The organism is Sphingomonas sp. P3_C5 (assembly GCF_056402635.1).
The window spans coordinates 12,063-37,439 of record NZ_JBFUHA010000016.1 but is presented as its reverse complement, the minus strand read 5'-3'; the positions used below and the strand labels follow the sequence as shown (position 1 = coordinate 37,439).

Below are 25,377 nucleotides of genomic sequence, written 5' to 3'. Positions count from 1 at the left end.
CGGTGATATGGACGTCCGCAAGGGGAGAACCGGAATTGGCCGAGCGGGTCGCACTGCGCGGATATGAGACGAGTCTGGATCGCGCGGGGCTTTCCCTTGGCGCGGGTGGGCTGCTGGGCGGCGCTTTTGCTGGCCTGCTCGTCCTGCTCGGCGGATCGGCGACACCCTTTTCCGTTGCGGTCGGCTTCGTCATCGGCATCGTCATCACCGCGATGGCAGCGGTCGCAGTGGCCGGGCCACTCTGGATCGTCGCGCACGCGCTTGGCCGCCGCGGCCCGGTCGCGGCCATTCTGGTCGGCATGATTGCCGGCTTCGCCCTGTTCCTTTGCGGCCAGACCTATTTCTTCGGTCTCTACACCATGCCGGCGACCGACGCGCAAAGTTTGATGTTCCGATGGATCAGCGCCGTCGCGACCAGCCTGATCCTCGCGGTCATTTCCGCGCTGATCGGGCTGGTGATGTGGCGCGTGGCCTATCGGCGGAGCTTCTGAACGCCGTCGATGGTCACATAACCGATCGACATCTTATCCCGCTGAAAGTCAGCAGCCCCCGATCCGCCGGGCGACCGTGTGCGATTTGGTCGTCATCTGCATCGGCCCGGTTGTGGACGAGCTGCCAGTCACATCCATAGTGGTCGCAGTGTAGGTACCGTTCGAGGTCACGGTCATCGTGCTTCGGCCAAAGGCACACTGCATCACCGCGCTGAACCGCCCGCCCGAAGCATTGAAGCTCGTATAATGGCATTTGCCATGGCTCCCTTGCAGCACTGCCCTCGGGCCGTCAGCCGCCTGAGCCGCGGTCACGCAGGCGGAGACGGTGGTCGGATGGGCGCGCATCCCGGCGCCAGCGCCAGGTGGCATGTGAGGTGACTGCATCTCGGTGATGGTGACGGTGCTCTGCCACATCCCGGGCTGGATCGGCAGGCTCGGGCCGGCGGCGGGCAGGATCAGCAGCAGCGGCGCAGCGACAAGGACTCGATTCATCGCAAAATCTCCTGGAACAAAGATTACACGCGACCAATCCCGCTGTGCCGCGGGTTATCCCTTCCTTCCCGCATTCGCAGCCAATGGCAATCCAGATTTTGGCGTGCAGACCCGCCACTAATGCTGCGAAGACGATTGCCGCTCGGCCTTTCTGTTCCCATATTGTACTTCTATGGCCATCCAGATTCGCACCAGCCTCGACGAGCCCGAAACGGGCACCAGCTTCGTCCCGCACCGGCCGAACCGTCCGCCCAAGGCAGAGGGGGGCAAGGCATTCAAGCTCGTCTCCGACTATACGCCCTCGGGCGACCAGCCCACCGCGATTGCCGAACTGGTCGAACAGACCCAGGCGGGCGAGCGCGATCAGGTGCTGCTCGGCGTGACGGGCAGCGGCAAGACCTTCACCATGGCCAAGGTGATCGAGGCGGTGCAGCGGCCGGCTTTGGTGCTCGCGCCCAACAAGATCCTCGCAGCGCAGCTCTATGGCGAATTCAAGAGCTTCTTCCCGGAGAATGCGGTCGAATATTTCGTCAGCTATTACGATTATTACCAGCCCGAGGCGTACGTCCCCCGGTCTGACACGTATATCGAGAAGGAAAGCTCGGTGAACGAGTCGATTGACCGGATGCGGCATTCGGCGACCCGCGCCCTGCTCGAGCGCGATGACGTGATCATCGTCGCCTCGGTCTCATGCCTCTACGGCATCGGCTCGGTCGAAACCTATTCGGCGATGATCTTCGACCTGAAAAAAGGCCAGACGGTCGATCAGCGCGAGATCGTGCGGAAACTCGTCTCGCTGCAATACAAGCGCAATGATGCGGCGTTCCAGCGCGGCAATTTCCGCGTGAAGGGCGACAATCTCGAAATCTTCCCGTCGCATTATGAGGATACCGCCTGGCGCGTGTCCTTCTTCGGCGACGATATCGAGGAGATCGTCGAGTTCGATCCGCTGACCGGCAAGAAGGTCGCGAGCCTCGACTATGTCCGCGTTTATGCGAACAGCCACTATGTCACGCCCGGCCCGACGCTCAAACAGGCGATGGAGGCGATCAAGCACGAGCTGGCCGAGCGGCTGAAGGAGCTGATCCCGGAAGGCAAATTGCTCGAGGCACAGCGGCTCGAACAGCGCACCAATTTCGATCTCGAGATGATCGCTGCGACCGGCAGTTGCGCGGGCATCGAGAATTATTCGCGCTTCCTCACCGGCCGCATGCCGGGCGAGCCGCCGCCCACCTTGTTCGAATATCTGCCCGACAACGCCCTGCTGTTCGTCGATGAGAGCCATGTCACGATCGGCCAGATCAACGGCATGTCGCGCGGCGACCATCGCCGCAAGCTGACGCTCGCCGAATATGGCTTCCGCCTGCCGTCAGCGATCGACAACCGGCCGCTACGCTTCAACGAATGGGAGGCGATGCGCCCCCAGACCACCTATGTCTCGGCGACCCCAGGCAGCTGGGAGATGGAGCAGACCGGCGGCGTCTTCGCCGAACAGGTGATCCGCCCGACCGGGCTGATCGACCCGCCGATCGAGATCAAGCCAGTCGAGGAGCAGGTCCAGGACCTGATCGTCGAGGCGAAGAAGACCGCCGAGGCAGGTTACCGCACGCTCGTCACCACGCTGACCAAGCGCATGGCCGAGGACCTGACCGAGTTCATGCACGAGGCCGGGATCAAGGTCCGCTACATGCATTCCGACGTCGAGACGCTCGAACGTATCGAGCTGATCCGCGATCTCAGGCTCGGCGTGTACGACGTGCTGGTCGGCATCAACCTGCTGCGCGAAGGGCTCGACATCCCCGAATGCGGACTGGTCGCGATTCTCGATGCCGACAAGGAAGGCTTCCTGCGCTCCGAAACCTCGCTGATCCAGACCATCGGCCGCGCCGCGCGCAACGTGGATGGGCGGGTGATCCTCTATGCCGATCGCATCACCGGCTCGATGGAGCGGGCGATGAACGAAACCGGCCGGCGTCGCGAGAAGCAGCTCGCCTATAATGAGGCGCACGGCATCACCCCGACAACGATCCGCCGCAACATCGGCGACATCATAAAGGATGTGGCCAGCCGCGATCAGGTGACGATCGAGATCGACGAAGACCGCCCGCACATGGTCGGCCACAATCTGCGCGCCTATATCGAGGACCTCGAAAAGCAGATGCGCGCGGCCGCCGCCGATCTCGAATTCGAGACTGCCGGGCGCCTGCGCGACGAGATCAGGAGCTTGGAGGCGGAAGAACTCGGCCTCCCCGCGGGCGAGCACCGCGCGCCAGTGATGGGCCGTGCGAACGAAGGAAAACCCGGCACCCGCAAGACCCGCTACGGCAAGAGCCAGAAGATGCGGATGGGCGGGGGACGGCGCTAACCGTCACCCCAGCCTCCGCCGGGATGACGAATGCTACCCCTTGCAGCGCGCTGTAACCGGCTCCAGCGCCTTGGCGGCGGCCTTGGCCAGATTGTCGGCGTCGTCGCCGCGGAAGCTGAACATCACTGAATCTTTGGCCACATCGATCGTCAGCCCATTGCCGTCCGCGCTGCCGGGCTTGCCGATGATCTTCATCGTATAGCTCTTGTTGCCTTCGAGGCTCAGCACGGTCGTGCAGTCCGTCGTCACCGCCGCCTGGACGTGACCGGAGACATTGTTGGATTCGAACATGGGCTTGGAGGCGACAAGCGCCTTGTCCAGGTCCGGGGCGCTCTGCGCGCTTGCCTGACCGGAGATGGTCAGCAGAGCTGCAAGGCCCAGGCTCGACAGGGTGACGTGCGGCGCAGGCATCGATTTTTCTCCCCATGGTTCACTTTTTTTGCAGTTTCGTCATAGCTGATCGGGCCGAGTCGGCCAAGTATCTGCGCGTGTTCGCCCGACGCAGCACAGCTTCGCTCCAGAAGCATCCAAACTGGCAGCGAAGGGCAACGGACATTCTGTCCGAACGTTGAGCAGTATAAACCGCACGCCTGCCATCGGGCTTGCGCTGCCCAGCCGCACAGGCCAGAATGGCAGCGTTGTCATTTGAAAAAAGGCCCCCGCCGATGAGCGACGGGGCAGGGCGTGGCAACGGAGGAGAGCGATGGGAAAGCAGCTGTTCATGGCCAGCGTGGCGATCATCTGCCTCGCCGGATGCAGCGGCGGCGGCTCGTCGTCGCTGACGGCAGCCCCAGCCCCTGCGCCCACTCCGGTTCCGACACCAACGCCGAGCCCGACGCCCACCCCAACTCCGACGCCCGCCACCTTCGTCGCGGCGGCCGCGGCGCTCCCCACGACCGGCGCCACGCTGCGGCTCGGCAAATGCGTCAACATGTCCGACATGCTCGAAGCGCCCAATGAAGGCGATTGGGGTCGCGGTGTCCTCGACAGCGACATCACCAACATCAAGGCGAAGGGCTTTACCGCGATCCGCCTGCCGGCCCGGTTTTCGGCGCATGCGCTGACGGCCGCGCCCTATACGATCGATCCCGTCTTCATGGCGCGGGTCAAGCACGTCACGGATCTCGCGGTCGCCAACAACATGTCGGTCATCGTCGACATGCACCATTATCTCGAGCTGTTCGACGATCCATCAGGCAACGCGGTGCGCTTCGCCGAGATGTGGCGGCAGATCGGCGTCGCCTTCAAGGACGAGCCGGCGAGCGTCTATTTCGAGCTGATCAACGAGCCCAATACCAACCTCACCGCCGCCAATCTGCTCGCGATCCAGACACCGGCACTGACCGCGGTGCGCGCCAGCAACCCGACCCGCCGCGTGGTGATCGACGGTGCGAACTGGGCATCGCTCGATTCGATGCTGACCTCGCCCTTGCCGGCCGATCCCAACATTGTCCCGACCTTCCATTATTATGACCCCGGAAATTTCGCCTTCGACACCGCACCCTGGATGACGCCGGCGGTCCGTCTCGATTTCGGCACGCCCGCCGACATCGCCGATCTCCGTACCGTGCTGACCAAGCTCACCAACTATATGGCGACCACCGGGCGGGTCCCCTTCGCCGGCGAATATGGCGCCCATGAAAGCAAGCCGCTCGCCGAGCGGGCGAAATATTACGGCCTTGTCAGCTCGGCCTTTGCCTCTGTCGGCGTGCAGAGCTGCGCCTGGGGCTATACCAACACCTTCCATTTGTGGCGCGACGCGACCGGCTGGGAGCCGGGCCTGGCCGATGCGATCGTCACCACGACGACCTTGCCGCCAGGCTGATGCTGATGCGAGCAACGGAAGCCTGTCGCGGGCGTTGAGCTAGACGGGTCGCTGACTGAACAAGGGGCAAAGGCCTCGGTTCGGTACCTCCGGGAGAAAACCGATGTCGGGACCTGTCCCCGCACGCCGCCGCGCGCGCCTGACGACCAGCCTGGCTTTGGCTGTGCTGCTGCTGGCACCGGCCTGTAGCGGCGGCGGTTCCGGAGGTGGTGGAACCCCGACGCCGACGCCCGGCAATCAGCCGCCGGCCTTTACTTCGGCAAGTGCCGCCAGCGTCGTCGAGAATGTGACGGACGCCTATCAGGCGACAGCAAGCGACCCCGAAGGCAGCGCGCTAATTTGGAGCATCGCCGGCGGCGCGGATGCCGCTCGCTTCTCGATCACCCCCGCCGGGCTGCTGCGCTTTGTGTCGCCGCCGGATTTCGAAGCGCCGGCGGATAACGGCCAGGATAATATCTACGACGTCCAGATCGGCGTCAGCGACGGCATGGCCAATGCCAGCTTGGCGGTACGGATCACCGTGACCAACAGCCGCGAGGGCATCCGCGTGCGCCGTGTCGGCACCGGCTTCAGTCAGCCGCTTTATGTCGCGCCGATCCCCGGCGACACCAAGGTATTCGTCGTCGAAAAGGGCGGGAACGTCCTGACACTCGATCCCGCGACCGGCACCAAGACTGGCTTCATCACCGTATCCGACATCTCGACCGAGAACGAACGCGGCCTGCTCGGCGTAGCGGCCGCGCCGGATTACCAGACGACCGGCTTCCTCTACGCCTATGTCACGAACCCCGCGGGCAATATCGAGATCCGCCGTTATCGTCGCGCTAGCAACGGCTCCACTGTGCTCAATGCGACGATTATAACCATTCCGCATCCCACCAACAGCAACCACAATGGCGGCTGGCTAGGCTTCGGGCCCGATGGCAATCTCTATCTCGCGACCGGCGATGGCGGCGGGGGTGGCGACGTGCCGAACAATGCCCAGAACACCAACGTCTTGCTCGGCAAGGTACTGCGCATCACGATCAACCCCGATCCCTTCGCCGGTGCAACGCCTTCCTATTATACCATCCCCGCCGACAACCCCTTCGCGAGCGGCGCCGGCGGCGCGCGAGAGATCTTCGCCTATGGCTTCCGCAATCCCTTCCGCGCCTCCTTCTGGGGCAGCAACCTGCTTGTCGGCGATGTCGGCCAGGATGCCTGGGAGGAAGTGGATCTGGTCCGCCCGCAGGACAAGGGCGGCAATTATGGCTGGCATTTCCGCGAGGGCGCGCATCCCTATACCGGCACCGCGCCCGCCGGCCTGATCGATCCGGTGCTCGAATATGGCCATGGCACGGGCATGAAACAGGGGCCGACCATCACCGGCGGCTATGTCTATCGCGGGCCAGTCACGTCGCTCGTCGGTTATTATGTATTCGGCGATTATGGCCGCGGCCATATCTTCACCGTGCCGGCCGATACGCTGGTCCAGGGAACGACCTTGGGCGCCAGCGGCTTCGAGCGCCGCAACGAGGATTTCGCGCCCGATGCCGGGACGATCGACCAGCTCGCATCGTTCGGCGAGGACTCGGCCGGCAACCTCTATCTCGTGGATCTCGACGGAGAGGTGTACATGGTGACCACGGCCTAGCTATATATAGATACAATCTATTGATAATAAACAATTAAATTGTAATTCTGGCCCATCGCCGTCGTTGAAAAAATGTCAGCGCCCGCATGACATTTCCAACAGTCGCTCGATTCAACCTTCCGCGCGGCCAGGCTATCCGGCCGGATGCTTCAGGCTCTAATCCTCGATGATCAGGCTCGTCCGCTTGGTCTCGGGCAGCATCAGGAAGGCGATCGTCGCTGCGCCGATGATCGCGGTGACATACCAGTAAAAGGCGGATTCGATCCCCGCCTGCTTGAACCACAAAGCGACATATTCAGCCGTGCCGCCAAAGGCCGCATTGCCGATCGCATAGGGGAAGGCGACCCCCAGCGCGCGGATATGCGCCGGGAAGAGCTCGGCTTTGATCAACGGGCTGATCGATGTGTAGGCGGAGAGCAGCATCAGCGGGATCAGGATGATGGCGAACGCAATGACCGGGTCGCTCACGATCTCGAGCGCGGTGAACACCGGCTGGGATACGATCATGCCGCCAAAGCCGAACAGCAACAGCATCGGCTTTCGCCCGACCCGGTCGGCGGCCATGCCGAACAGGGGCTGGACGCACATATAAACGACAAGCGCGGCGGTCATCACCTGGGTCGCGGTCTGGACGCTGAAGCCGCTCGTGTTGACCAGGAACTTCTGCAGATAGGTCGTGTAGGCATAAAAGGTCAGGCTGCCGCCCGCGCTGATGATCGCGACCAGTATGAACTCGCGGGGATGCGCCTTCCACAATGCGGCGAGGGTCGACTTCGGACGATCCGCCGCCTGGTTCTCGAACGATGCCGTCTCCGCCAGCCGCCGCCGCATGATATAGACGAACAGCGCCAGCACAGCGCCGAGCCCGAAGGCGATCCGCCAGCCAAAGCTGGCCATCTCGGCCTTGTCGAGCGAGGCCTGGAGGATCAGCGTCACGGCAAGCGCCAGCAACTGCCCGCCGATCAGCGTGACATATTGGAAGCTCGACCAGAAGCCGCGGCGCTCGCGCGTCGCCATCTCGGAGAGATAGGTCGCGCTCGCGCCATATTCCCCGCCGACCGACAGGCCCTGCAGCATCCGCGCGATCAGCAGGATCGCCGGCGCGGCAACGCCGATCGTCGCATAGCCCGGCACCAGCGCGATCATCAGCGAGCCAACGCACATCAGCCCGACCGACAGGGTCAGCCCCGCCTTGCGCCCATGCGCATCGGCATAACGCCCCATCACCCAGGCACCGACCGGTCGCATCAGAAAGCCGACCGCGAAGATCGCGGCGGTGCTCAGCAACTGCGCGGTGCGGTCGCCCTTGGGGAAGAAGGTCGCCGCGAACACCAGTGAGAGCGAGGAATAGGCGTACCAGTCATACCATTCGACAAGGTTGCCGGCCGAACCGCCGATGATCGATCGCAGGCGTTTGGCGTCGATCGCCATGTCTCTCTCCCCCGGCTCAACGTCCTGGCCGACAAGAGAGTCGAAATAACGCGCATGTGCAAGACGGACGGTTGAGCGACCCGCCCGCATCGCGCATAGGGGTCGCCATGCGTGCGCTTCCGCTCCTTGCTGTAACCCTTGCACTAGCGAGCTGCGTGGCGCCCGTCGCGCCGCCACGGCCTGCGCCGACACCAGTCCCGGTTCCGGTCCCGACCTACACGCCACCGCCGCCGCCACGGCCGACACCGGTGCCGCTCGGCGCCGATTGGCGCGACTGGCCGGTGACGCCGGGGGAATGGGTGTACCGTCAGGACGGACGCGGCTCGATCGCTCTGTTCGGAGAGCGCGGCGCCGACGCCACACTGACGCTGCGCTGCGATCGCGCTGCCAGCACGCTCTACCTCTCGCGTGCCGGGATAGCCTCGGGCGCAGTGCCCATGACGGTCCGCACCACCACGGTGTCGCGGATACTCTCGACCACTCCGACCGGCGGTACGCCGCCCTATCTCGCGGTTGCGATCGGTCCGCGCGACAGCCTGCTCGACGCGATCGGCTTCAGCCGCGGTCGCTTTGTCGTTGAGCAGCCGGGCTTTGCCACCCTGGTCGTACCGGCCTGGGCCGAGATCGAGCGCGTGACTGAGGATTGCCGGCGCTGACCGGATAGCTTTTTCGCCTCGCGCGTTTTTACGGCGAGGAGGCAAGGCCATGATCCGCAAGCTCAAATCCGGCGAATATCGGCTCTATTCGCGCAAACTTGATCCCGACACCCACAAGGGCCGCAACCTCGGCACCTTCGGCACGCGCGCCGCGGCCGAGAAGCATGAGCGTGAAGTGCAATATTTCAAACGCCACTGAGGCGAGGTGGGGAGGGAGCTGGGCCGGCGATTTGGGCAGCGCAAGAGACTCGTTCAAAACGAAACACATTACAAGACTTGTATATGCGATTCCGATGATTCACATATAGGGCGTGCTCATGCAGGGCACGATGTTTCAACAAGCGAAAGGAGGTGATCCGATGTCTCATGGTTCAGCAGTGGGGTCGGTTCAGTTCGTTCGGGGGACGCGCCGCTAATCCGCCGGGCCGTGCGGGGGGTATTCTCCCCCAGTCAACGCAGGGCCTACAGGAGAGGCGGTTCGCATGGTCTCCCGGGCTGGAGCTTCCGGCCGCTGACCATGTCAGGAGGTTGCCGGGTCTTCGGACCCGGCAGCCTCTTTTCATATCTGGGCCAAGCCGAAGGGCGACGGCCTGATTCAACCTAATCGGGTTTCTCTCTATTGCCCGTGGGACAGGCTTGTTCCGGACTTCGCTCTCCCGCATGATTTGGCCGGAAGATCCGGCACAGGGGAACATCAATGCGCGCCTTCGCTCTGCTGCTGGTCGGCTCGATCCTCGCGGTACCCGCCTTCGCTCGGGAGGTGCGGGTCGAGGAAGCTTCGATCGCCGATCTCGACGCGATGATGGCGAAGGGAACGGCAAGCAGCCAGGACATCACCCGCGCCTATCTCGCCCGCATCGCCGCGATGGATCGCAAAGGTCCCAATCTGCGCGCGGTGATCGCGCTCAACCCCGACGCCCTTGCAGAAGCCCGCGCCAGCGACGCGCGCCGCAAAGCCGGCAAGCCGCTCGGCCCGCTCGACGGCATCCCGGTGCTGATCAAGGACAATATCGAGACGAGCGACATGCCGACCACCGCTGGCAGCCTCGCGCTCAAGGACAATCGCACCGGCCGCGATGCGCCGGTAGTCGCCGAGCTCCGCAAGGGCGGCGCGGTGATCCTCGGCAAGACCAACCTCTCCGAATGGGCGAATATCCGCTCGACCAAATCGATCAGCGGCTGGAGCGCTATCGGCGGTCTGGTACGCAATCCCTATGCGCTCGATCGCACTTCGTGCGGCTCATCGAGCGGGTCCGGCGCGGCGGTGGCGGCGAGCTTCGCCGCGGTCGCGGTCGGCACCGAGACTGACGGTTCGGTCGTATGCCCCTCCTCGATGAACGGGCTGGTCGGGCTGAAGCCGACGCTCGGCATGGTGAGCCGCACCCATGTCGTCCCGATCAGCCACAGCCAGGATACGCCGGGGCCGATGGGGCGAAGCGTGAAGGATGTGGCGATCCTGTTCTCGAACATGGTCGCCGCCGATCCGGCCGATGTAACAACGAAGGATGCCGATAAATACCGGCGCGATTTCGCCGCCGGTCTTTCAGGCGATGCGCTCAAGGGCAAGCGGATCGCCGTCCTCCACCCCGAGATGCCGGAAGCTCTGAAGGTGCAATATGAGGCGGCGCTCGCTGTCTTGAAAGCACAGGGCGCGATCCTGGTCGATGCCGAGGCGCCCAAGGATGGCGGGCGCGGCGACGCCGAGTTCGACGTGCTCAAGGCCGAATTGAAGGCCGATCTCGATGCCTATCTGGCAACAACGCCCAACTCAGTCACGACGCGCACGCTCGATCAGGTCATCGCCTTTAATGAAGCGAACAAGGCGACCGAGATGCCCTTTTTCGGCCAGGAGATCTTCCTCGATGCCGCGAAGACCCGTGGCCTAACCGATGCCGAATATCTCGGTGCCCGCGCCAAATCGCTGAGGCTGGCCGGTGCCGAAGGGATCGACGCGATGCTCAAGAAAGCCGACGCCAACCTGCTGGTCGAGCCGACCTATGGTACGCCGTGGCTCAGCGACACTGTCTCCGGTGACAATTTCAGCGGCCCCAGCGCAAGCGAGTTGCCCGCGATCGCCGGCTATCCGCACCTGACCGTGCCGATGGGGCTGGTGAAGGGGCTGCCTGTCGGCCTGTCCTTCATCGCGACCGCCTGGGGCGATCAGGCGGTGCTCGATGCTGGCTATACCTATGAACAGGCAAGCCATGCCCGGGTCGCGCCGCGCTATCTTCCGGTCGCCGATGCGGCCGCCGGGTTGGAGGGCACGCGCTGACCGCCGCGATCGGAACGAAGATGGTTCGACTTCCGGTATGAGCGATTTGCGATGACCTCTATTGGACCTGTCCCACCCGCCGCAAAGGAAGCGCCGCCATGTCAGCCAATGTCCCGCCGCCTCCTGCCGTGGCGGATCGAAAGATACCCGGCGTCTATGTCACTGAGCTGGATGCCTTCCCGTCTTCGATCGTCGGCGTCGCCACCGCGGTTCCGATCTTCATCGGCTATACCGAAACCGCCCGGGATCCATCGACCGGGAAGCCAGTCTATCTGGAGCCAGTGTCGCTGAGTTCGATGGCTGACTATCGCAGCTATTTCGGCGCGGGTTTCGATGTGAGGGGCATCGTCACGGCAGCGGCGTCGAGCGCGGATGCGGATTTCGAGACGCGTTCTTGGGACGGCGCCGATGATGGGTCGTCCATTGCGAGCTATACGGTCGCGACTTCGGTGACGCCCGCCGGCACCAGGGCCTATGGTCCGCAGTTCAATCTTTATTCGGCGATGGAGTTGTTCTTCGCCAATGGCGGCGGCGATTGTTTCGTCATCTCCGTCGCCAATTATTGGGGCACCGCGAGCAACACGCCCCCGACGGGAGCCACGCCGGCCGCCGTCAATCCGAACGATCTGCTGGCCGGGCTCGCCGTCTCGAACGACACGCGCGGCGGCACGATGCTGGTGGTGCCCGATGCCTGCCTACTGGTCGAGGCCGATGCCAATGGCGAACTGAGCTATCCCGGCTATCAGCCCGTCGTCGTCGAGATGCTCCGGCAATCGGCCACGCTGCAGGACCGCGTGGCGATCCTCGATCTGCCCGGCGCGCTGGATCCGGCCAATTGGTCGGCTGACGCGATGCAGCAGCAGGCGGACGCTTTCTACACAGCGATCGCGCCGGCCGCGGATGCCCTCAGCTACGGCACAGCCTATGGCCCCGCACTCCAGTCGTCGCTGCTCGCGCCGACCGATCTGTCCTTCGTGAATCTGAGCGGAAGTGCTGCCAGTACGATTTTGATGAACAATCTGCTGACCAGCCAGGCGCAGTCGCTCTATTGGCCTCTCTGGTCTGGGTCGGCCACTGACCTCCCCTCCGCCTTTGTCGATATGGCGGCTCACATCGCAGCCGCCTTTCCCGTTTCCGGGGCATCGCCGATCGCCTCGAATCCGGCGAATATCCTCGGCGTGGCTGAGGGAATGGCGGTGTCCCTCCCCGGGGCGGCCGCGGTGCCGACCGACAGCGCCGGCATCGCGGCGCTCGATCAATATCTCCTCAATGCACTGCCCCTGCTCGGCACCATCCAGCAGATTCTCGCCGGCAAGCTCAACGTCGTGCCGCCAAGCGGTGCGCTGGCCGGGGTCTGGGCGCTGAACGATGCCAATCATAGCGTGTGGACCGCACCGGCGAACCTGGCACTCAACCAGGTGATAGCGCCCAAGGTATCGCTGAACGATACGGAGCAGGCCGGTTACAATGTGCCGCTCAACGGCAACGCAATTGACGTCCTGCGGGAATTCCCCAATCGCGGCACTGTGGTCTGGGGCGCTCGGACGCTCGACGGCAACAGCCTGGACTATCGTTATATCCAGGTCCGCCGCACCCTCATTTACGTTCAGCAATCGATCCAGCAGGCGCTCCAGCCCTTCGTCTTCGCCGCCAATGACAGCGCGACATGGACGACGGTGACAGCGATGATCTCCAGTTTCCTGACCGGACTCTGGGAGGCGGGCGGGCTGATGGGCGACAAGGCAAGCGACGCTTTCACAGTCTCGTGCGGTGTTCCCACGACGATGACGGGCGAGGACATCCTCAACGGCTATATGATCGTCAACGTCACGCTCCAGATGGTCCATCCGGCGGAGTTCATCGAGCTGACCTTTAAACAGACGATGCAGGGAGTCTGATCTAGCGTCTCTGGCGCCACCGCTTCGCGAACCTCGTTTGCCACAGCATCAGCAGCGGCACGACGCCCAGCTCCATTGCGAAGGCGAAGAGATGCCCTTTCGAGGGCGTGCCGACCGCAACCAGCGACACGATGCGTGACAGCCCACCCATTATCACCAGCGTCCCGAGCAACCGGAAGCGCGCGCCCTTGATCTCGATCCTTGGAACACAGCTCGCAAAGGCGATGCCGACCGCGAAGAAGATGCCCGAGATGTACCGGAAATGGCTGTCGAGATCGACAGGGACCACCGGTGGATGGCCGAGAAAACCCGGCCCATGAAGGATGCTCCAGCCGCCGGTGGCCAGCGGCACCACGCATGCGACGGCGACGATCGCCTGCAGCAATCGCTTCTCGATGCGTGGGTTCACCCGCCGTCTTTTTCGAGCAACTCGGGCCGGATATGGATTGCGGTCAACGACATCCGCACCTCGATCAGGAACGAGACCAAAGCTGCGATCAGCAGGAACATGGCGAGGATGAAGGACAGCGCGACGACGGTGCCGATATGGAGCTTGGCCAGTTCAGCGACGAACAGCATGGCGACGACGAGGCAGGTCATCACCGCGCTCGACACGCCGAGCACCAGGGCCATGTTGATCACTGACATGCGCCGGTCGAGCAGCCGCAACTCCCAGACATGGCGGTCATGCTCGGGCCCGGTCGAGCGCGGATGAAGGCCCTCCACCTGGCGGGCACGGTCGACCACGCGCGAAAGTCGCCCGGCCAGCACGTTGAGCAACGCTCCGATGCCGGCCAGCATGAAGACCGGCGACAGCGAAAGCTGGATCGTCTGGGCGATCGTGGTGACGGCGGGAGAAAATTGCACAAGGCGGTTGTGGGGGCTTCGCTGCCAAAGGGTCAAGCGCGAACCGGTTGGTAACCGCTAGCCACGTAACGATCGGCCATGACCAAGCCGATGCTGCTCGCAGAATTCACCCGCCTGCCGCCGATCACGCGCGCATTGGTGTTCGACGGGCTTTCGGGCGCGATCGATCTGGTTGCCGAGGCCGGGCCAGAGACACATTGTTTCCTTCGCTACCAATGGTTTGCCGCCGCGCTCTCGGCCTATGGCGGCGAGGCGCGCACCTTGCTCGTGGAGCACGACGGCGACCCGGTGATTGCCCTGCCGATGGTGCGATTCGGCCCCGGGCCGGCGCGGCTGGCGGCGGTACCGGGCTCCTATTGGCCGTTCCGCAGTTTTCCGGCGAGCGAAGCGGTGGGGCAGGGGGCCTTCAATGCCCTGGTCGATGGGCTTGGGCGTGAGGTCAACGCCTTGCGCGTCGGTCCGATCTGCGATGGCGATCCCGTGCTCGAGCCGCTGCTCGCGGCAGCCCGGGCAAAGGGCTGGGCTACGCTTGACCGATTCGTCGCTGATTCGTGGCTGCTCGATGTGGCCGCCGCCCGCCTACGCGGAGACTGGCCGCGCACCTCGACGCTCCGCAAGAACCGCTTTCATGAAAAGCATCTGGCTGAGCAAGGCGCGCTCGACTGGCAGTTCCTGAGCGGCGCTGACTGGACTGAGGAGGCATTCGACGCGCTGGCCGCGATCGAGGAGAAGAGCTGGATCGCGGCCCGTACCGATGGCAGCGACGCCAAGTTCACCACGACCGGGCACGGCAATTTCTGGCGCATGGCGGCGCGGGACCCGGTCGTCGCGGCGATGATGTCGGCGGCCCTGCTCAGGGTCGCTGGCGCGCCGGCGGCCTTCTCGTTCGATCTCGCGACCGGCGATCTCACCTATGCGATCGCCAACAGCTATGATCCGGCCTTTGCCGATCACTCCCCCGGCAAGTTGCTCCATTACCGCAACCTGATGCGGGCGATGGCGGCCGGGGTCGCCCGGGTCGACTGGGGCGCCGGGGATAGCGGCTACAAGCAGGAGATGGGCGCGCATCAGGGCCCGGCGATCCGCGATTGGCTGCTGGTCCGACCCGGCCTGCCGGCGATGCTCGGGCGAGCGCTGCGCCATCTCTGGGAACGGACCGGACAGCGCTCGGCGCAGCCTGCAATTGACGCACCGGCCGAGCCGACGATATGATCGTCGCTCCACTGGAGTGAATATGTCTGGAATTGTCGCCTGCTGATCGCCTGACCGGGTAATCACGGTACCGGGCGTCGTACGCAACCGCTTCTCGCTGGTTGCGCGGGCCTCAACCCCTTTGCCAGGGGCCGACATTTCCCATGAATATCTCGAAATACGAACAGCGCGTGCTCCACGCGCTGGCGCAGGGCGGACGCATCGTCCACCGGCGCGAAGGTGAGACAAGCCGCATCGTCGCGGTCGATTGCTTCACCCGCGACGGCTATGTGCTGAGCGACTGCACCTTGCCGCTGTTCCGCAAGTTGAAGCGCCGGCAGTTCATCGCCAGCGCTGAAGGCGGACCTTACCGCGTCACGCGGCTCGGGCTCACCGCGGTGCGGGCTCAGCCGGACAATCGCTAAGCGGGAATCCGGCGTTCCTCAGGGGACGCCGGATTTCTCACCCTCAACCCAGGTCAGGATCTTGTGGCGGTCATGCGATCCGCCGATCCGGATTTCGTCGCCCACGGATACTGCGAAGGGAGCTTCGAGCGGCGTCAGTGTCGGCGACGAGAAGAAGAAGGCGCCTGCCTCCGGCCGTGCCTCGAGGATGGTTTCCGCATCGAGCTCGAGCCTGATCCATCGTGCAATCGTATCAACCTTCCCGGCCTTCAGCGCCCGGCATGCAACCGTGCGCCGCTCGCCGGCGGGAAAAGCCGCGTCCGAAAAATCGAAGCGGAATAGCGTCTCTCCTTCCGAGAGCAGATCGAGGCCGGGATCACCGATTGGCCGCAGCAGCGTAGCATCGACGAAATCGGCGAGCGGGGAAAGGTCGAAGCCGCAGGCGCTGTCGATCTTCCCGCTTCGGCCATGGTCCTGCCAGCCGGCCAGGCCCACGCACAGGCTGGCCGCCCTCGGTACGACTGGCGCACCGGGCGCGAGAAGCCGCGCGCGCGCGTCCCCGATCGCTGAGAGCGGATCGAAGCCAAGCAAGTTGTCAGCGAAGATGTCGCAGAACAGCAGGTCGGCTGGCCGTTCCAGGTCCTTGCCAATCGTCACCTTCTGCGAGGGGCAGGTGATCACTTCGATCCGGTCGGCATAACCGTTCAGCGCCGCGAGCTCGCGGGCGAGATCGGCGGCGACCGGATTGGTCTCGCAGGTGACGACCTTCGCAGCCCCCGCGCGCGCGGCCATCAATGCAAGCATCCCCGCGCCCGTGCCGATCTCGAACACCAGCATGCCGGGGCGGATCGCGCGCCGCAGCGCCGCATCCCAGGCCAGGTTGCGCCGTGCGTCGTTCATCATCGGCACGTGATAGCCCGGCAACATCGACGCCAGCAGCCGGCGTCCGCGCATGATCGTGGCTGGGTCGTCGCGCGCCAGCGCCATCGCTTCGCGCACAAGCGTCAGGGCGCGTCGACGATGCTTTTTCGCGGCGACCATCTCAGCCAGCCCGACGAGATGATAGGGATAATCCGGCCGTTGCCGCAGCGCCGCGCCAAGTGTCGCGATCATGCGGTCAATATCGTCGCTCACCGGCATCCCCTCCTGCGGATCGCCCGCGCGCTTACCCTGATATTTTGGTGATGATGCTATCTCATGCGTATGGCTGTCCAGCAATCACGCTCGGTAGGAAGTCCGGGCAATCTGGAGTGATTGGGCTGGGTAGCTACTCTGCTCTAACTGGCTCGTGAATGGAATAAAAAGGCGACGTCATGTTCGGCTCAAGCCGGAACGGCCGTAAGCGGGCCTGTGCGAGCGAACCGCGAACGGTATGGTGGGAGGACGATCGTTGCCGGGCACGATGGCGAACGCGCCGACGATCGGCATCTCTGGCATAACCTCGTCCACTCGATCGAGCTGACAGGTCGCCATACCGCCGGTAACCATCTGCGACTATTCCTCACAGGTTCTCGCTTTACCTCAACGGCTGTTCTCCAGGATCGCCACGCCCCAGGGACCGATTGTAGAAGCGGCCTGGCTGCCAGTCAGAAGATCTGTTCCATTGGCAAGCTCCCGAGGAATATTCTGCTTCTCTCGCGAGTAATTCAGCAGGTAGCGGACCCGGCTCCCATTCGTCAGAGTGCCGCTACGCACAATGAGAGGGAACCGAGCTGTGTCTGGCCAGACAACGCCAGCCCGTTTGGCAGTGTCGGTCAGGACGCCCTCGATCAACGCGTCCGACGGCATGAAGCCAATATAGGTTACCTCTCCCTTGCCGTAGGAGTTGCGGGTCATCGCAGCATAATGAGGCCACGAATGATGTTCGAAGCGGGCAATGACCTTAGCAGTTGTTGGAGTTAGAAACTCCATCCACCAGCGCGCCTCCAGGTCCTTTCCGCTGAGGCCATATAATTCGGGCCCGACCTTGACCTCCTTGGGTTCGGTAAACAGCTGGTAACCCACCCCTGCTGCTTGTGCGATTGCGCCCGGCTGCGTCGCGTAGCGCACCTTGGAGTCCTCATTGGTGAACCCGCTTTTGAACGTGTAAACCAGGTGACCGCCAGCTTCGGCAAAAGCATTCAGCCGCGCGATCTCCTCGTCGCTCGCCGAATACAGCGCCGGCACAACAATCATCTTGTACTTCGACAGGTCCGGGTTTCCATCCGGTGAAATGACGTCAGCCTCGATATTTCTTCGATAAAGCGCGTCGTAAAAGGGACGCATCACCTGATTGTATTCTATGTTTCCAGGCAGCTTGAATGAGTCGAATGCGGTTTGCGCACGATTACTGACGTAGATCGCGACATCATTGCTCTTCTTCAAATCCGCGAGCTTCGGCCCAAGACGCTTGATGTCAGCACCAATTTCCTTCGCCGACTGGTAAACTTCATTCGGTTGATAGTCCTGGGTCAGCAATCCGCGCCAATAGGTTTCGATCGCGTTCGACGTTGTAGCCCAGTGCCAATATGCGACCATGTTCGCGCCTGACGCGAGATGGCTGAAGGCTTGTAGCCGCAATTGGCCCGGATAGGGTGTCCATTGTAGCCATCCCTGCGCCTCGGTCTCGATAACATAGTAATTCGCGCCGCCTTTCAGCGAGCGAGCCAGGTCACCGCCGAAGGCAATCTCCACGCCTGTCAGGTCATCCTGAGTTGGGTGGTAGATGTCCATGCCAGCAACGTCGAGCGGCCGGGCTGCTTTCCAATGGTTGACCTCGGGCTGTATACCGTAGGACGTTTTTAGCCAGCCCAGGTCGAAGTTCTGGGTGATGAACTGATCGTTGCGCGCATGCTTGCGAACCAGCTCCGTTTGCCAGGCGAGAAACTCCGTTACGAGACCTCTCTGGAATTCGGCAAAGGCGTTTTTCACGCTCGCGTTCATTGTTCCGGTTGTTGAAGGAAAGTCCTCCCACCGGTTAACGCGATTGCTCCAGTAATCGAGACCCCAGGCCTTGTTCAGTTTATCAAGGCTGCCCCACTTATGCTGCAGCGCCTTTACAAATGCAGCCTGCACATTCGGTCCGGCCGTGTTGTAAGGCTTTGTTTCGTTGTCGACCTGATAGCCGATGACCGCCTGGTGTTTGGCAACATGGGCAATCAGATTCTCGATGACCCGCTGGGCAGCCGCGCGATAGTGCGGGTTCGTGATGTCCATGTTCTGGCGAAAGCCAAACTTGGCCTGACCCTCTGGTCTGGTCACCAACACATCCGGGTGCTGACGCGCGAGCCATGTGGGGATCGCATATGTCGGCGTGCCGACGATGACTTTGATGCCATATCGCTGGGCAGCTGCAAGCATTCGATCAACATGGCTGAAATCAAAGATACCCGGCTGCGGCTCAAGCGTTCCCCACGTCGACTCGGCGATCCGAACTACCGTGATGTTCGCCTCTTTCATCAGCCGGAAGTCTTCATCGATGCGATCTACGGGGGTGTATTCATCGTAATACGCCACCCCATAAAGAATGGATTGTGGTGTGCGATCGACATCTTGTGCTTTGGCTTGCACGAAGAACGGATTAGCCAAAGTCGCGACGAAAGCTGAAATGGCGAGGAATCTCGACAGCTTCAACTTAATCATATGATGCCACCTATTTCGCATTGTCGATGTCCTGATACCTTTAGGAGTGCGGACCACTAATTCCGGGGTGAATCCTTGTCGCGGCTCGCGACAGGCCGCTCGACCGCGATCGCACCGCTTCCTGGCAGTGCCCGCGGGGTGATGCCCAGCTACGCGGCCCTTTTTTCCCGTTCACGCAACCTCCCGATCGCTGCGTCTCTGCACAGCGCAGCCCGAACCTGACCGCTTGTTTTCATTTATGCAACCACGATTTTCCTTGTGAAAGGTGTGACTCGTCATACGGATACGTCGCGGAATGCGCGCAGGACCCGCTCGTGCGGAGCGTCTTCTTGCAGACGGATTTCCTGGAAAAAAGCCGCGAGCTAGCTTAGCGGCTCGATCCTAGTCGGCCGGTTTCGCTAGGTGATGACAAGCAGACGTTCGAACGGCAGGCGCGGGTGGCGGCAATCGCTGCAAACAGCCCGGACGTCACTGTGGCTGCCTATGATTCTATGATTGATCGCAACCCGACGATCGGGTGGGCTGGTCGCCGTCCGCTGTCGCGCGTGGCCCGGGCACGCGTTTGTGGCATACCAGAGCTATCGGCGCGCCATCCTTGCGGCCGGTCCCGTTCGACGCGAAATCCGCCTTGCGTTAGTCATATTCGGCGGCGATCTCGCTCCGAGAGGGCGCTTCCGAGACCCTTCCCCTGCGATCGTCGGACAGCTCGATCGCGATGATGTCGGTGAGCGCGCGGGCCTTGGCGGGGATGAACCGGTTGCTTGGATAAATTGCGTAGGCACTCCTTGGCTGCGGCTCGAAGTCCTCCAGGATGGGCAACAGCTTGCCTGAGGCGATCTCTGTGCTGACAATGAAAACCGGCTGGAAAATGATTCCCTGTCCCGCCACGGCGAGCGAGCGCAACAGATCGCCGCTGTTTGCCTTCACCGCCCCTGCCACCCGCTGCACTTCGCGCTTGCCGTCACGCTCGAAAGCCCATTCGTCTGGCGGAACGGCGTCGGTATAGATCAGGCATTCGTGGGTCGCGAGGTCCGCTGGTATCAGCGGCCGACCACGCCGCTCAAGATAGGCCGGTGCAGCGCATGTGACCATGGGCACTGAGGCGATCCGTCGAGCAATCGTCGAGGAGCTAAGCGCTGGAGCGATGCGGATGCTCAAGTCGAAGCCATGTCGGACAAGGTCAGTCGGAGAATCGTCGAGGCGGATCTCCAGATCTACCGTCGGATGCTCCTCACGGAACCGGCAGATCGCGGCGTCGAGCCGACGTGTAGCGAAGGTGTAGGGAAGCGCCACGCGCAATCGACTCCGGGTCGTCGAAGAGCCCGGCCCAGCGGCCTCTGCCTCCATTCCCTCGAGATCGTCGATCACCTGGCTATAGAGGGTGAACAGCCGGTCGCCGACGTCGGTCAAGCTGAGGCTGCGAGTCGAGCGATTCAGAAGGCGCACGCCCACTGTGTCTTCGAGCTCCCTGACCATCCGTGATGCGCTCGTCTGAGACAAACCAAGCTGGTCAGCGGCCTTGATGAATGAGCCGGCCCTCACGACCTGGAGGAAGACCTTGATCGAGGCGAGTTTGTCCATGCACGTCTTCCTCCGGCTCGGCGTGCGGATTATGCCGCCCCACGGCATAAAGCATCCCGACTTGGCGACTTATTCTCGACGATCGCTCCGCCTACTAACCAGCGATCAATTTTGGAGGAGCGCACAGTGAAGTCGTTGTTGCAAGTCGTCAGCGTGGCCGCCGTCATCATCGGCATTGGTTCAGGTCAAGCGTTCGCGGGTCCTCTGCAGGAGGCCAACAAGAAGCTTGTCAGCAATGCCATGCATGAGCTGTTCGTCACCCGGGACGCTGAGAAGGCCGTGCGTCTCTATTTCGGCAAGCCCTATCTTCAGCACAATCCGATGATGGCGGACGGGGCGGACGACCTGCCCAAGGTGGTCGCCTCGCTGCCTGCCAATTTCAAGTACGAGCCGGGCACCATCGTGGCAGACGGCGACTTGGTGATGATCCATGGCCGCGCCACCGGATGGGGGCCAAAGCCGCTGGTGGTCGTCGACATCTTCCGCGTCAGGAACGGAAAGCTGGTCGAACATTGGGACGTGATGCAGGTAGATGTCCCGGCGTCTCAGACCAAGAGCGGCCGACCGATGTTTCCGATAGAGCGCTGAAGCCGCATTGAGCCAGCGTCTGTCGAGGCGGCCCATGCGGTAAGAGCGAATTGCTCAGCCGAGAGGAAGCGATCGCACGCTGGAATATAACTGACAGCAATTTGCGATATCGCATCCTTATTTACGCCTAAAAGTAAAATACCAGACCTCATGGCCCTGCCGCCGCGCCTTGCGCTCATAGCGGGTCTCGGGCCAGTCGTCGGGACGGGTGAGGAAGTCACGCGGGTGCTCGGCCAGCCACTCGAAATCGGTGCGCGCGTTCATCACCATCATCGCCCAGCGGCAATAGGTCGGGTCGTCGGTGCCGAGGCGGAATTCGGCGCCGGGTTTCAGCTTGGCCGCGATCAGATCGAGCGGCCCGTGATTGACCATCCGCCGCTTCGCGTGCCGCGCCTTCCGCCACGGATCGGGGTGGAGCAGGTAAACCCGGCTGAGCGACGCATCGGGCAGGCGTTCGATCACATCAAGCGCGTCGCCCATATGCAGCCGAACATTCTCCAGCTCCTCGTCGCGGACATGGTTGAGCGCGCCGACCACGCCGTTGAGAAACGGCTCGCAGCCAATAAAGCCACTCTCGGGTCGGGCCGCCGCCTGCCCGGCAAGATGCTCCCCGGCGCCAAAGCCGATCTCCACCTCGAGCGGCCGCTCGTCGCCAAACAGCGTCCGCACATTGAGCGGCCCGGCTTCGGGCACGCTGATCAGCGGCAGCAGTTCTTCGACCAGAGCGGCTTGGCCAAGGCGCAGCTTGTGCCCTTGGCGGCGGCCATAAAGGCGGCGGATCGTGCTTGGGTCGTTCATTGCCGGGCGGCTATGGCAGGGCCGCCGCCATATGCAAGCCGTGCGCTATTTGGTTTTCTTCAGGTCCAACGTGCTGATCCGGCCTCCCTCGACTGTCCAGCTCAGCCGATTCTGAGTGGTGAGGACGAAGATCGGCATATGCGCCGAAAGCGATGTGAACACATGGATCTCGGTCGGAACCGGATCGAGCAGATGGGTGATCGTCAGCGCCGCGGGTGCATCCGTCCCCTTGTCGCGAAGCGGCAGAGAAATGCAGGATTTGGTGAAGGGTCGCGGCGCTGATGCCTTCCCGTCCGACGCAACCTCGATGAGATAGTGACCGCCGAACGGCATAGTGTCGTTGTCGGTCTGCGGAGTGAGGACGTAGACCAGAGTCGGCCCGCCCGGCAGGGATGGGGGCAGTACCACGGTATTGTAGGAGCGCTCGGTGCAGCGTTCGACCTTGCTCGCGAAAAAAGAGTCCAGTGCCGTCTTCCGCGTCCTGATCAGCCGGATTCGTTCCGGGCTGAGTTTCGTCTCGTCGCTAAAGCCGAGCAGCCGGCTGGAGGCGAGCTTGTTATTGCGAAATTGCGCGACATAGACGGCGTGAGGATCGGCCTCATTCTTGTCGAAAAAGACCAGCTCGGGGGCGTCCGCGGGGCCATCGACGATCCAGCCGCCGATCAATGTTTCTGGATGCGAGACCATCGTGAGCATGTCGTCGGTGCCGTGCCAGGCCGCCTGATCATAGGCGTAGATCATCCTGCCGCGTTCGACCGCGTGTTGGATACTGGCTTCGTTGGATGCGGATATTCCTGTCTGTTGCGCCACCCCGATGCCCGGCGCGGCAAGGATCAATCCGATAGCGATCGCGATCCCGAACATTTTCATGGTGCTGTCTTCCCCCGGAGCCGACGCGAGATCCTTATTTGACCAAGCCCGAACCAATGGTGACCGAGCTTCCTGTGGCGCTGGGCGTTACCCGGGAAATCGGGTTGCCGTGCAGGATCAGGTCCACCACCTGCGTCGGTTGAGGGAGGCGGTCGAATGAAGGATAGATCGCAACGCCACCATCGACGTCGCTGAAGGAAACCTCGAAGCCGCCCTTGCCCATGAGGGCGCCCAGGCCAGCGCCGACATTGGCCACTCGGCCCGAATCGCCGAGCGCCAGCGTATAATGTGCCGTGTCGCCGTCGGCGCGATACACGGCATATAGTGCCATCGCCTCTCCTTGCCGGCACCAGCTGACGGGTTTGGCTTCTACCGGCGTGTCCTTCGTCGCGGCCGTAATCGCGGCCCCGCCGAGCAACGCCTGCATCATGTCCGGCTTCAGCAGCCTGGCTTTCTTGAAGCTCAGCGTATCGGGACAGGCGTGAATTGGTGTCGCGCCTACCGTCGGCGGCACCGCGTTCGCAGGCCAGCCAATCGCGGTGACGGCTTCGGTCAGCTTCGCATCAAGCGCGGCCGGGTCGAGTGTCGTCGAGCTCAGCCGGATCGCGACGAGCCAATCACCTAGCGGCATCATCACAAGACCGGTGGCGCGATAGGGGCCCTTGCGGGGTGTGTAGACCTGCCTCAGCCCAGCGGTAATATTGGTCCGGGGCGGGGCAAAAGCGACCGGGTCGGTAGAGACGGCTGTCACGCCCCCAAAGATGTCACGCACCTCGATCGCGGTCTGGGACCGATCGAACCACAAGGGCACACTCATTGCCGCTGGATGGAAAATATAGATTGTGAGCGCGTTGGCTTTCCCCGAATCCGAGAAATTCAGGTAGATGTCGCGTTCGCCATCGCCGTCGCTGTTGTCAGTGATTGATTCGCGCGCGAGCCCCAATAGCGAGGCCTTGAGTATGATTCCCGTCGCGGCGTGCTTCCAGCCCTTGTCGGCGGGAACCGTCAGTTCGCGGGCTGGGGCTGCGGGTGCAATGCATGCAGCCGCAAGCAAGGTCGCGGTAATCATTGTGATACGCAGCATCGGTCTATCCCCCCGTTTCAGGGAGGCTAGACCGGTTCTGCCGCGCAAATCAATCGGATATCAGGCGACCGCTGCCTTTAGCTTGTCGACCAGGTCGGTCTTTTCCCAAGTGAAGAAATCGCCGTCGGGCGTGCGGCCGAAATGGCCGTACGCAGCCGTGCGCTGATAGATCGGCGCGTTGAGCTTGAGGTGCTCGCGAATGCCCTTGGGGGTCAGGCGCACCAGCTTCGGCAGAACCTCTTCCAGCTTCGCCTCGGAGACGGTGCCGGTGCCATGCGTATCGACATAGACCGACAGCGGCTCGGCAATGCCGATCGCATAGCTGAGCTGGATGGTGCAGCGGCGGGCGAGCCCGGCGGCAACAACGTTCTTCGCCAGATAGCGTGCGACATAGGCGGCCGAACGATCGACCTTGGTCGGATCCTTGCCCGAGAAAGCGCCGCCGCCATGCGGTGCCGCGCCGCCATAGGTGTCGACGATGATTTTGCGGCCGGTCACGCCGGCATCGCCGTCAGGGCCCCCGATTTCGAAACGACCGGTCGGGTTGACGTAGATCTTGGTCTCGTCATCGACAAAGCCCGCCGGCAGCACGTCGTTGAACACGCCGACGACATAGTCGCGAAGCTCCTTGTAGAGCTCCGGATTGCCTTCCGAACCGTCATAGAAATAGCCGGGCGCATGCTGGGTCGAGACGACCAACGCGGTCGCGCGAACCGGGACTTCGTTGCGATACTCGAGCGTCACCTGGCTCTTCGCGTCAGGCTCGAGGAACGGCACGACCTTGTTGTGGCGGTCATGCGCAAGCTTTTCGAGGATGCGGTGCGAATAATAGAGCGTCGCGGGCAGCAGGTCAGGCGTTTCGTCGGTCGCGTAACCGAACATGATGCCCTGGTCGCCGGCGCCCTCGTCCTTGTTGCCGCTCTCGTCGACCCCCTGCGCGATATGCGCTGACTGGGCGTGGAGATGATTTTCGAATGAGAAGTTCTGCCAGTGAAAGCCGTCCTGCTCATAGCCGATGCGCTTCACTGTCGCGCGGACGGCGGCCTCGATCTCTTCCTTGGCGCCCGGCGCCCACTCATCGTTCTCGAAAACGCCCTTGCAGCGGATCTCGCCCGCCAGCACGACGCGGTTGGTCGTGGTCAGCGTCTCGCACGCGATGCGCGCATAGGGGTCCTTGGACAGGAACAGATCGACGACCGCATCGGAAATCTGGTCGGCGACCTTGTCGGGATGGCCTTCGGAAACCGATTCGGAGGTGAAGAGGAACGACGCGCGCATTGAATCACACCCTTGGCTGCGCGGCACCCGAC

At 62.9% G+C, this 25,377-nt stretch carries 23 protein-coding genes; 11 read left to right on the top strand and 12 right to left on the bottom strand.

Features of this window, described 5'->3' with window-relative positions; all coding sequences use genetic code 11:
* The first annotated feature begins 35 nt into the window (after window positions 1-35).
* Window positions 36-491: a hypothetical protein gene (locus AC1DVS_RS25485; RefSeq protein WP_478027304.1), complete on the top strand. Its 456-nt coding sequence runs from the start codon at window positions 36-38 to the stop codon at window positions 489-491.
* A gap of 48 nt (window positions 492-539) precedes the next feature.
* On the opposite strand, the gene AC1DVS_RS25480 is transcribed toward AC1DVS_RS25485, so the two are convergent.
* Complete coding sequence (locus tag AC1DVS_RS25480) at window positions 540-983, bottom strand: DUF3617 domain-containing protein (RefSeq protein ID WP_478027303.1); 444 nt, start codon at window positions 981-983, stop codon at window positions 540-542.
* Between the two features lie 172 nt (window positions 984-1,155).
* On the opposite strand from AC1DVS_RS25480, the gene uvrB reads away from it, so the two are divergent.
* Window positions 1,156-3,348: an excinuclease ABC subunit UvrB gene (gene uvrB, locus AC1DVS_RS25475; RefSeq protein WP_478027302.1), complete on the top strand. Its 2,193-nt coding sequence runs from the start codon at window positions 1,156-1,158 to the stop codon at window positions 3,346-3,348.
* A 33-nt stretch (window positions 3,349-3,381) separates the two neighbouring features.
* Here the strand turns inward: uvrB and AC1DVS_RS25470 are convergent, their stop codons facing one another.
* A complete protein-coding gene (locus tag AC1DVS_RS25470; protein ID WP_478027301.1) occupies window positions 3,382-3,759 on the bottom strand; it encodes a hypothetical protein in 378 nt (125 codons plus the stop codon).
* A gap of 292 nt (window positions 3,760-4,051) precedes the next feature.
* Here AC1DVS_RS25470 and AC1DVS_RS25465 point away from each other — a divergent pair, with 292 nt between their 5' ends.
* Window positions 4,052-5,173 (top strand): glycoside hydrolase family 5 protein, encoded by a 1,122-nt coding sequence (locus tag AC1DVS_RS25465; RefSeq protein ID WP_478027300.1) that lies wholly within the window; start codon window positions 4,052-4,054, stop codon window positions 5,171-5,173.
* Between the two features lie 103 nt (window positions 5,174-5,276).
* Window positions 5,277-6,806 carry a PQQ-dependent sugar dehydrogenase gene (locus tag AC1DVS_RS25460; protein ID WP_478027299.1) on the top strand — a complete coding sequence of 510 codons (1,530 nt, stop codon included), beginning with the start codon at window positions 5,277-5,279 and terminating at the stop codon, window positions 6,804-6,806.
* A 156-nt stretch (window positions 6,807-6,962) separates the two neighbouring features.
* On the opposite strand, the gene AC1DVS_RS25455 is transcribed toward AC1DVS_RS25460, so the two are convergent.
* A complete protein-coding gene (locus tag AC1DVS_RS25455; protein WP_478027298.1) occupies window positions 6,963-8,237 on the bottom strand; it encodes an MFS transporter in 1,275 nt (424 codons plus the stop codon).
* Window positions 8,238-8,344: 107 nt separating this feature from the next.
* Here AC1DVS_RS25455 and AC1DVS_RS25450 point away from each other — a divergent pair, with 107 nt between their 5' ends.
* From AC1DVS_RS25450 to AC1DVS_RS25435, 4 genes are all read left to right on the top strand, one after another.
* Window positions 8,345-8,893 (top strand): hypothetical protein, encoded by a 549-nt coding sequence (locus AC1DVS_RS25450; protein WP_478027297.1) that lies wholly within the window; start codon window positions 8,345-8,347, stop codon window positions 8,891-8,893.
* A 49-nt stretch (window positions 8,894-8,942) separates the two neighbouring features.
* Window positions 8,943-9,092, top strand: coding sequence for a hypothetical protein (locus AC1DVS_RS25445; protein ID WP_478027296.1), 150 nt, complete (start codon window positions 8,943-8,945; stop codon window positions 9,090-9,092).
* Window positions 9,093-9,590: 498 nt separating this feature from the next.
* Window positions 9,591-11,165, top strand: a complete 1,575-nt coding sequence (locus AC1DVS_RS25440) for an amidase (protein ID WP_478027295.1) — start codon at window positions 9,591-9,593, stop codon at window positions 11,163-11,165.
* A gap of 98 nt (window positions 11,166-11,263) precedes the next feature.
* Window positions 11,264-13,063, top strand: coding sequence for a phage tail sheath family protein (locus AC1DVS_RS25435; RefSeq protein ID WP_478027294.1), 1,800 nt, complete (start codon window positions 11,264-11,266; stop codon window positions 13,061-13,063).
* 1 nt (window position 13,064) lies between these two features.
* Here AC1DVS_RS25435 and AC1DVS_RS25430 read toward each other — a convergent pair whose 3' ends face one another.
* Together AC1DVS_RS25430 and AC1DVS_RS25425 are read right to left on the bottom strand one after the other, a co-directional pair.
* Window positions 13,065-13,472, bottom strand: a complete 408-nt coding sequence (locus AC1DVS_RS25430) for a DUF4345 domain-containing protein (RefSeq protein ID WP_478027293.1) — start codon at window positions 13,470-13,472, stop codon at window positions 13,065-13,067.
* Window positions 13,469-13,930: a DUF2721 domain-containing protein gene (locus tag AC1DVS_RS25425; protein ID WP_478027292.1), complete on the bottom strand. Its 462-nt coding sequence runs from the start codon at window positions 13,928-13,930 to the stop codon at window positions 13,469-13,471. The genes AC1DVS_RS25430 and AC1DVS_RS25425 overlap by 4 nt, the downstream gene beginning before the upstream one ends.
* 78 nt (window positions 13,931-14,008) lie before the next feature.
* On the opposite strand from AC1DVS_RS25425, the gene AC1DVS_RS25420 reads away from it, so the two are divergent.
* Both AC1DVS_RS25420 and AC1DVS_RS25415 read left to right on the top strand, forming a co-directional pair.
* Window positions 14,009-15,142, top strand: coding sequence for a GNAT family N-acetyltransferase (locus tag AC1DVS_RS25420; RefSeq protein WP_478027291.1), 1,134 nt, complete (start codon window positions 14,009-14,011; stop codon window positions 15,140-15,142).
* Between the two features lie 143 nt (window positions 15,143-15,285).
* On the top strand, window positions 15,286-15,546 hold the full coding sequence (locus tag AC1DVS_RS25415; protein WP_478027290.1) for a YjhX family toxin: 261 nt from the start codon (window positions 15,286-15,288) through the stop codon (window positions 15,544-15,546).
* A gap of 18 nt (window positions 15,547-15,564) precedes the next feature.
* On the opposite strand, the gene AC1DVS_RS25410 is transcribed toward AC1DVS_RS25415, so the two are convergent.
* The 3 genes from AC1DVS_RS25410 to AC1DVS_RS25400 form a co-directional block, all read right to left on the bottom strand.
* Window positions 15,565-16,659, bottom strand: coding sequence for a 50S ribosomal protein L11 methyltransferase (locus AC1DVS_RS25410; RefSeq protein WP_478027289.1), 1,095 nt, complete (start codon window positions 16,657-16,659; stop codon window positions 15,565-15,567).
* 387 nt (window positions 16,660-17,046) lie between these two features.
* Window positions 17,047-19,146, bottom strand: coding sequence for a beta-galactosidase (locus tag AC1DVS_RS25405; RefSeq protein WP_478027288.1), 2,100 nt, complete (start codon window positions 19,144-19,146; stop codon window positions 17,047-17,049).
* Between the two features lie 633 nt (window positions 19,147-19,779).
* The gene (locus tag AC1DVS_RS25400) at window positions 19,780-20,727 is read right to left on the bottom strand and encodes a LysR family transcriptional regulator (protein ID WP_478027287.1); all 948 of its coding nucleotides are present in this window, start codon (window positions 20,725-20,727) and stop codon (window positions 19,780-19,782) included.
* A gap of 126 nt (window positions 20,728-20,853) precedes the next feature.
* Here AC1DVS_RS25400 and AC1DVS_RS25395 point away from each other — a divergent pair, with 126 nt between their 5' ends.
* Window positions 20,854-21,315 carry a nuclear transport factor 2 family protein gene (locus tag AC1DVS_RS25395; protein WP_478027286.1) on the top strand — a complete coding sequence of 154 codons (462 nt, stop codon included), beginning with the start codon at window positions 20,854-20,856 and terminating at the stop codon, window positions 21,313-21,315.
* Window positions 21,316-21,432: 117 nt separating this feature from the next.
* Here AC1DVS_RS25395 and trmB read toward each other — a convergent pair whose 3' ends face one another.
* The 4 genes from trmB to metK are packed head-to-tail and all read right to left on the bottom strand — an operon-like array spanning window position 21,433 to window position 25,345.
* Window positions 21,433-22,113 (bottom strand): tRNA (guanosine(46)-N7)-methyltransferase TrmB, encoded by a 681-nt coding sequence (gene trmB, locus AC1DVS_RS25390; RefSeq protein ID WP_478027285.1) that lies wholly within the window; start codon window positions 22,111-22,113, stop codon window positions 21,433-21,435.
* Window positions 22,114-22,158: 45 nt separating this feature from the next.
* Entirely contained in the window at window positions 22,159-22,983 is an 825-nt protein-coding gene (locus tag AC1DVS_RS25385) for a hypothetical protein (protein ID WP_478027284.1), read from the bottom strand.
* Between the two features lie 34 nt (window positions 22,984-23,017).
* Window positions 23,018-24,067 carry a hypothetical protein gene (locus AC1DVS_RS25380; RefSeq protein WP_478027283.1) on the bottom strand — a complete coding sequence of 350 codons (1,050 nt, stop codon included), beginning with the start codon at window positions 24,065-24,067 and terminating at the stop codon, window positions 23,018-23,020.
* Between the two features lie 60 nt (window positions 24,068-24,127).
* Window positions 24,128-25,345 carry a methionine adenosyltransferase gene (gene metK, locus AC1DVS_RS25375; protein ID WP_478027282.1) on the bottom strand — a complete coding sequence of 406 codons (1,218 nt, stop codon included), beginning with the start codon at window positions 25,343-25,345 and terminating at the stop codon, window positions 24,128-24,130.
* Between the last annotated feature and the right edge of the window lie 32 nt (window positions 25,346-25,377).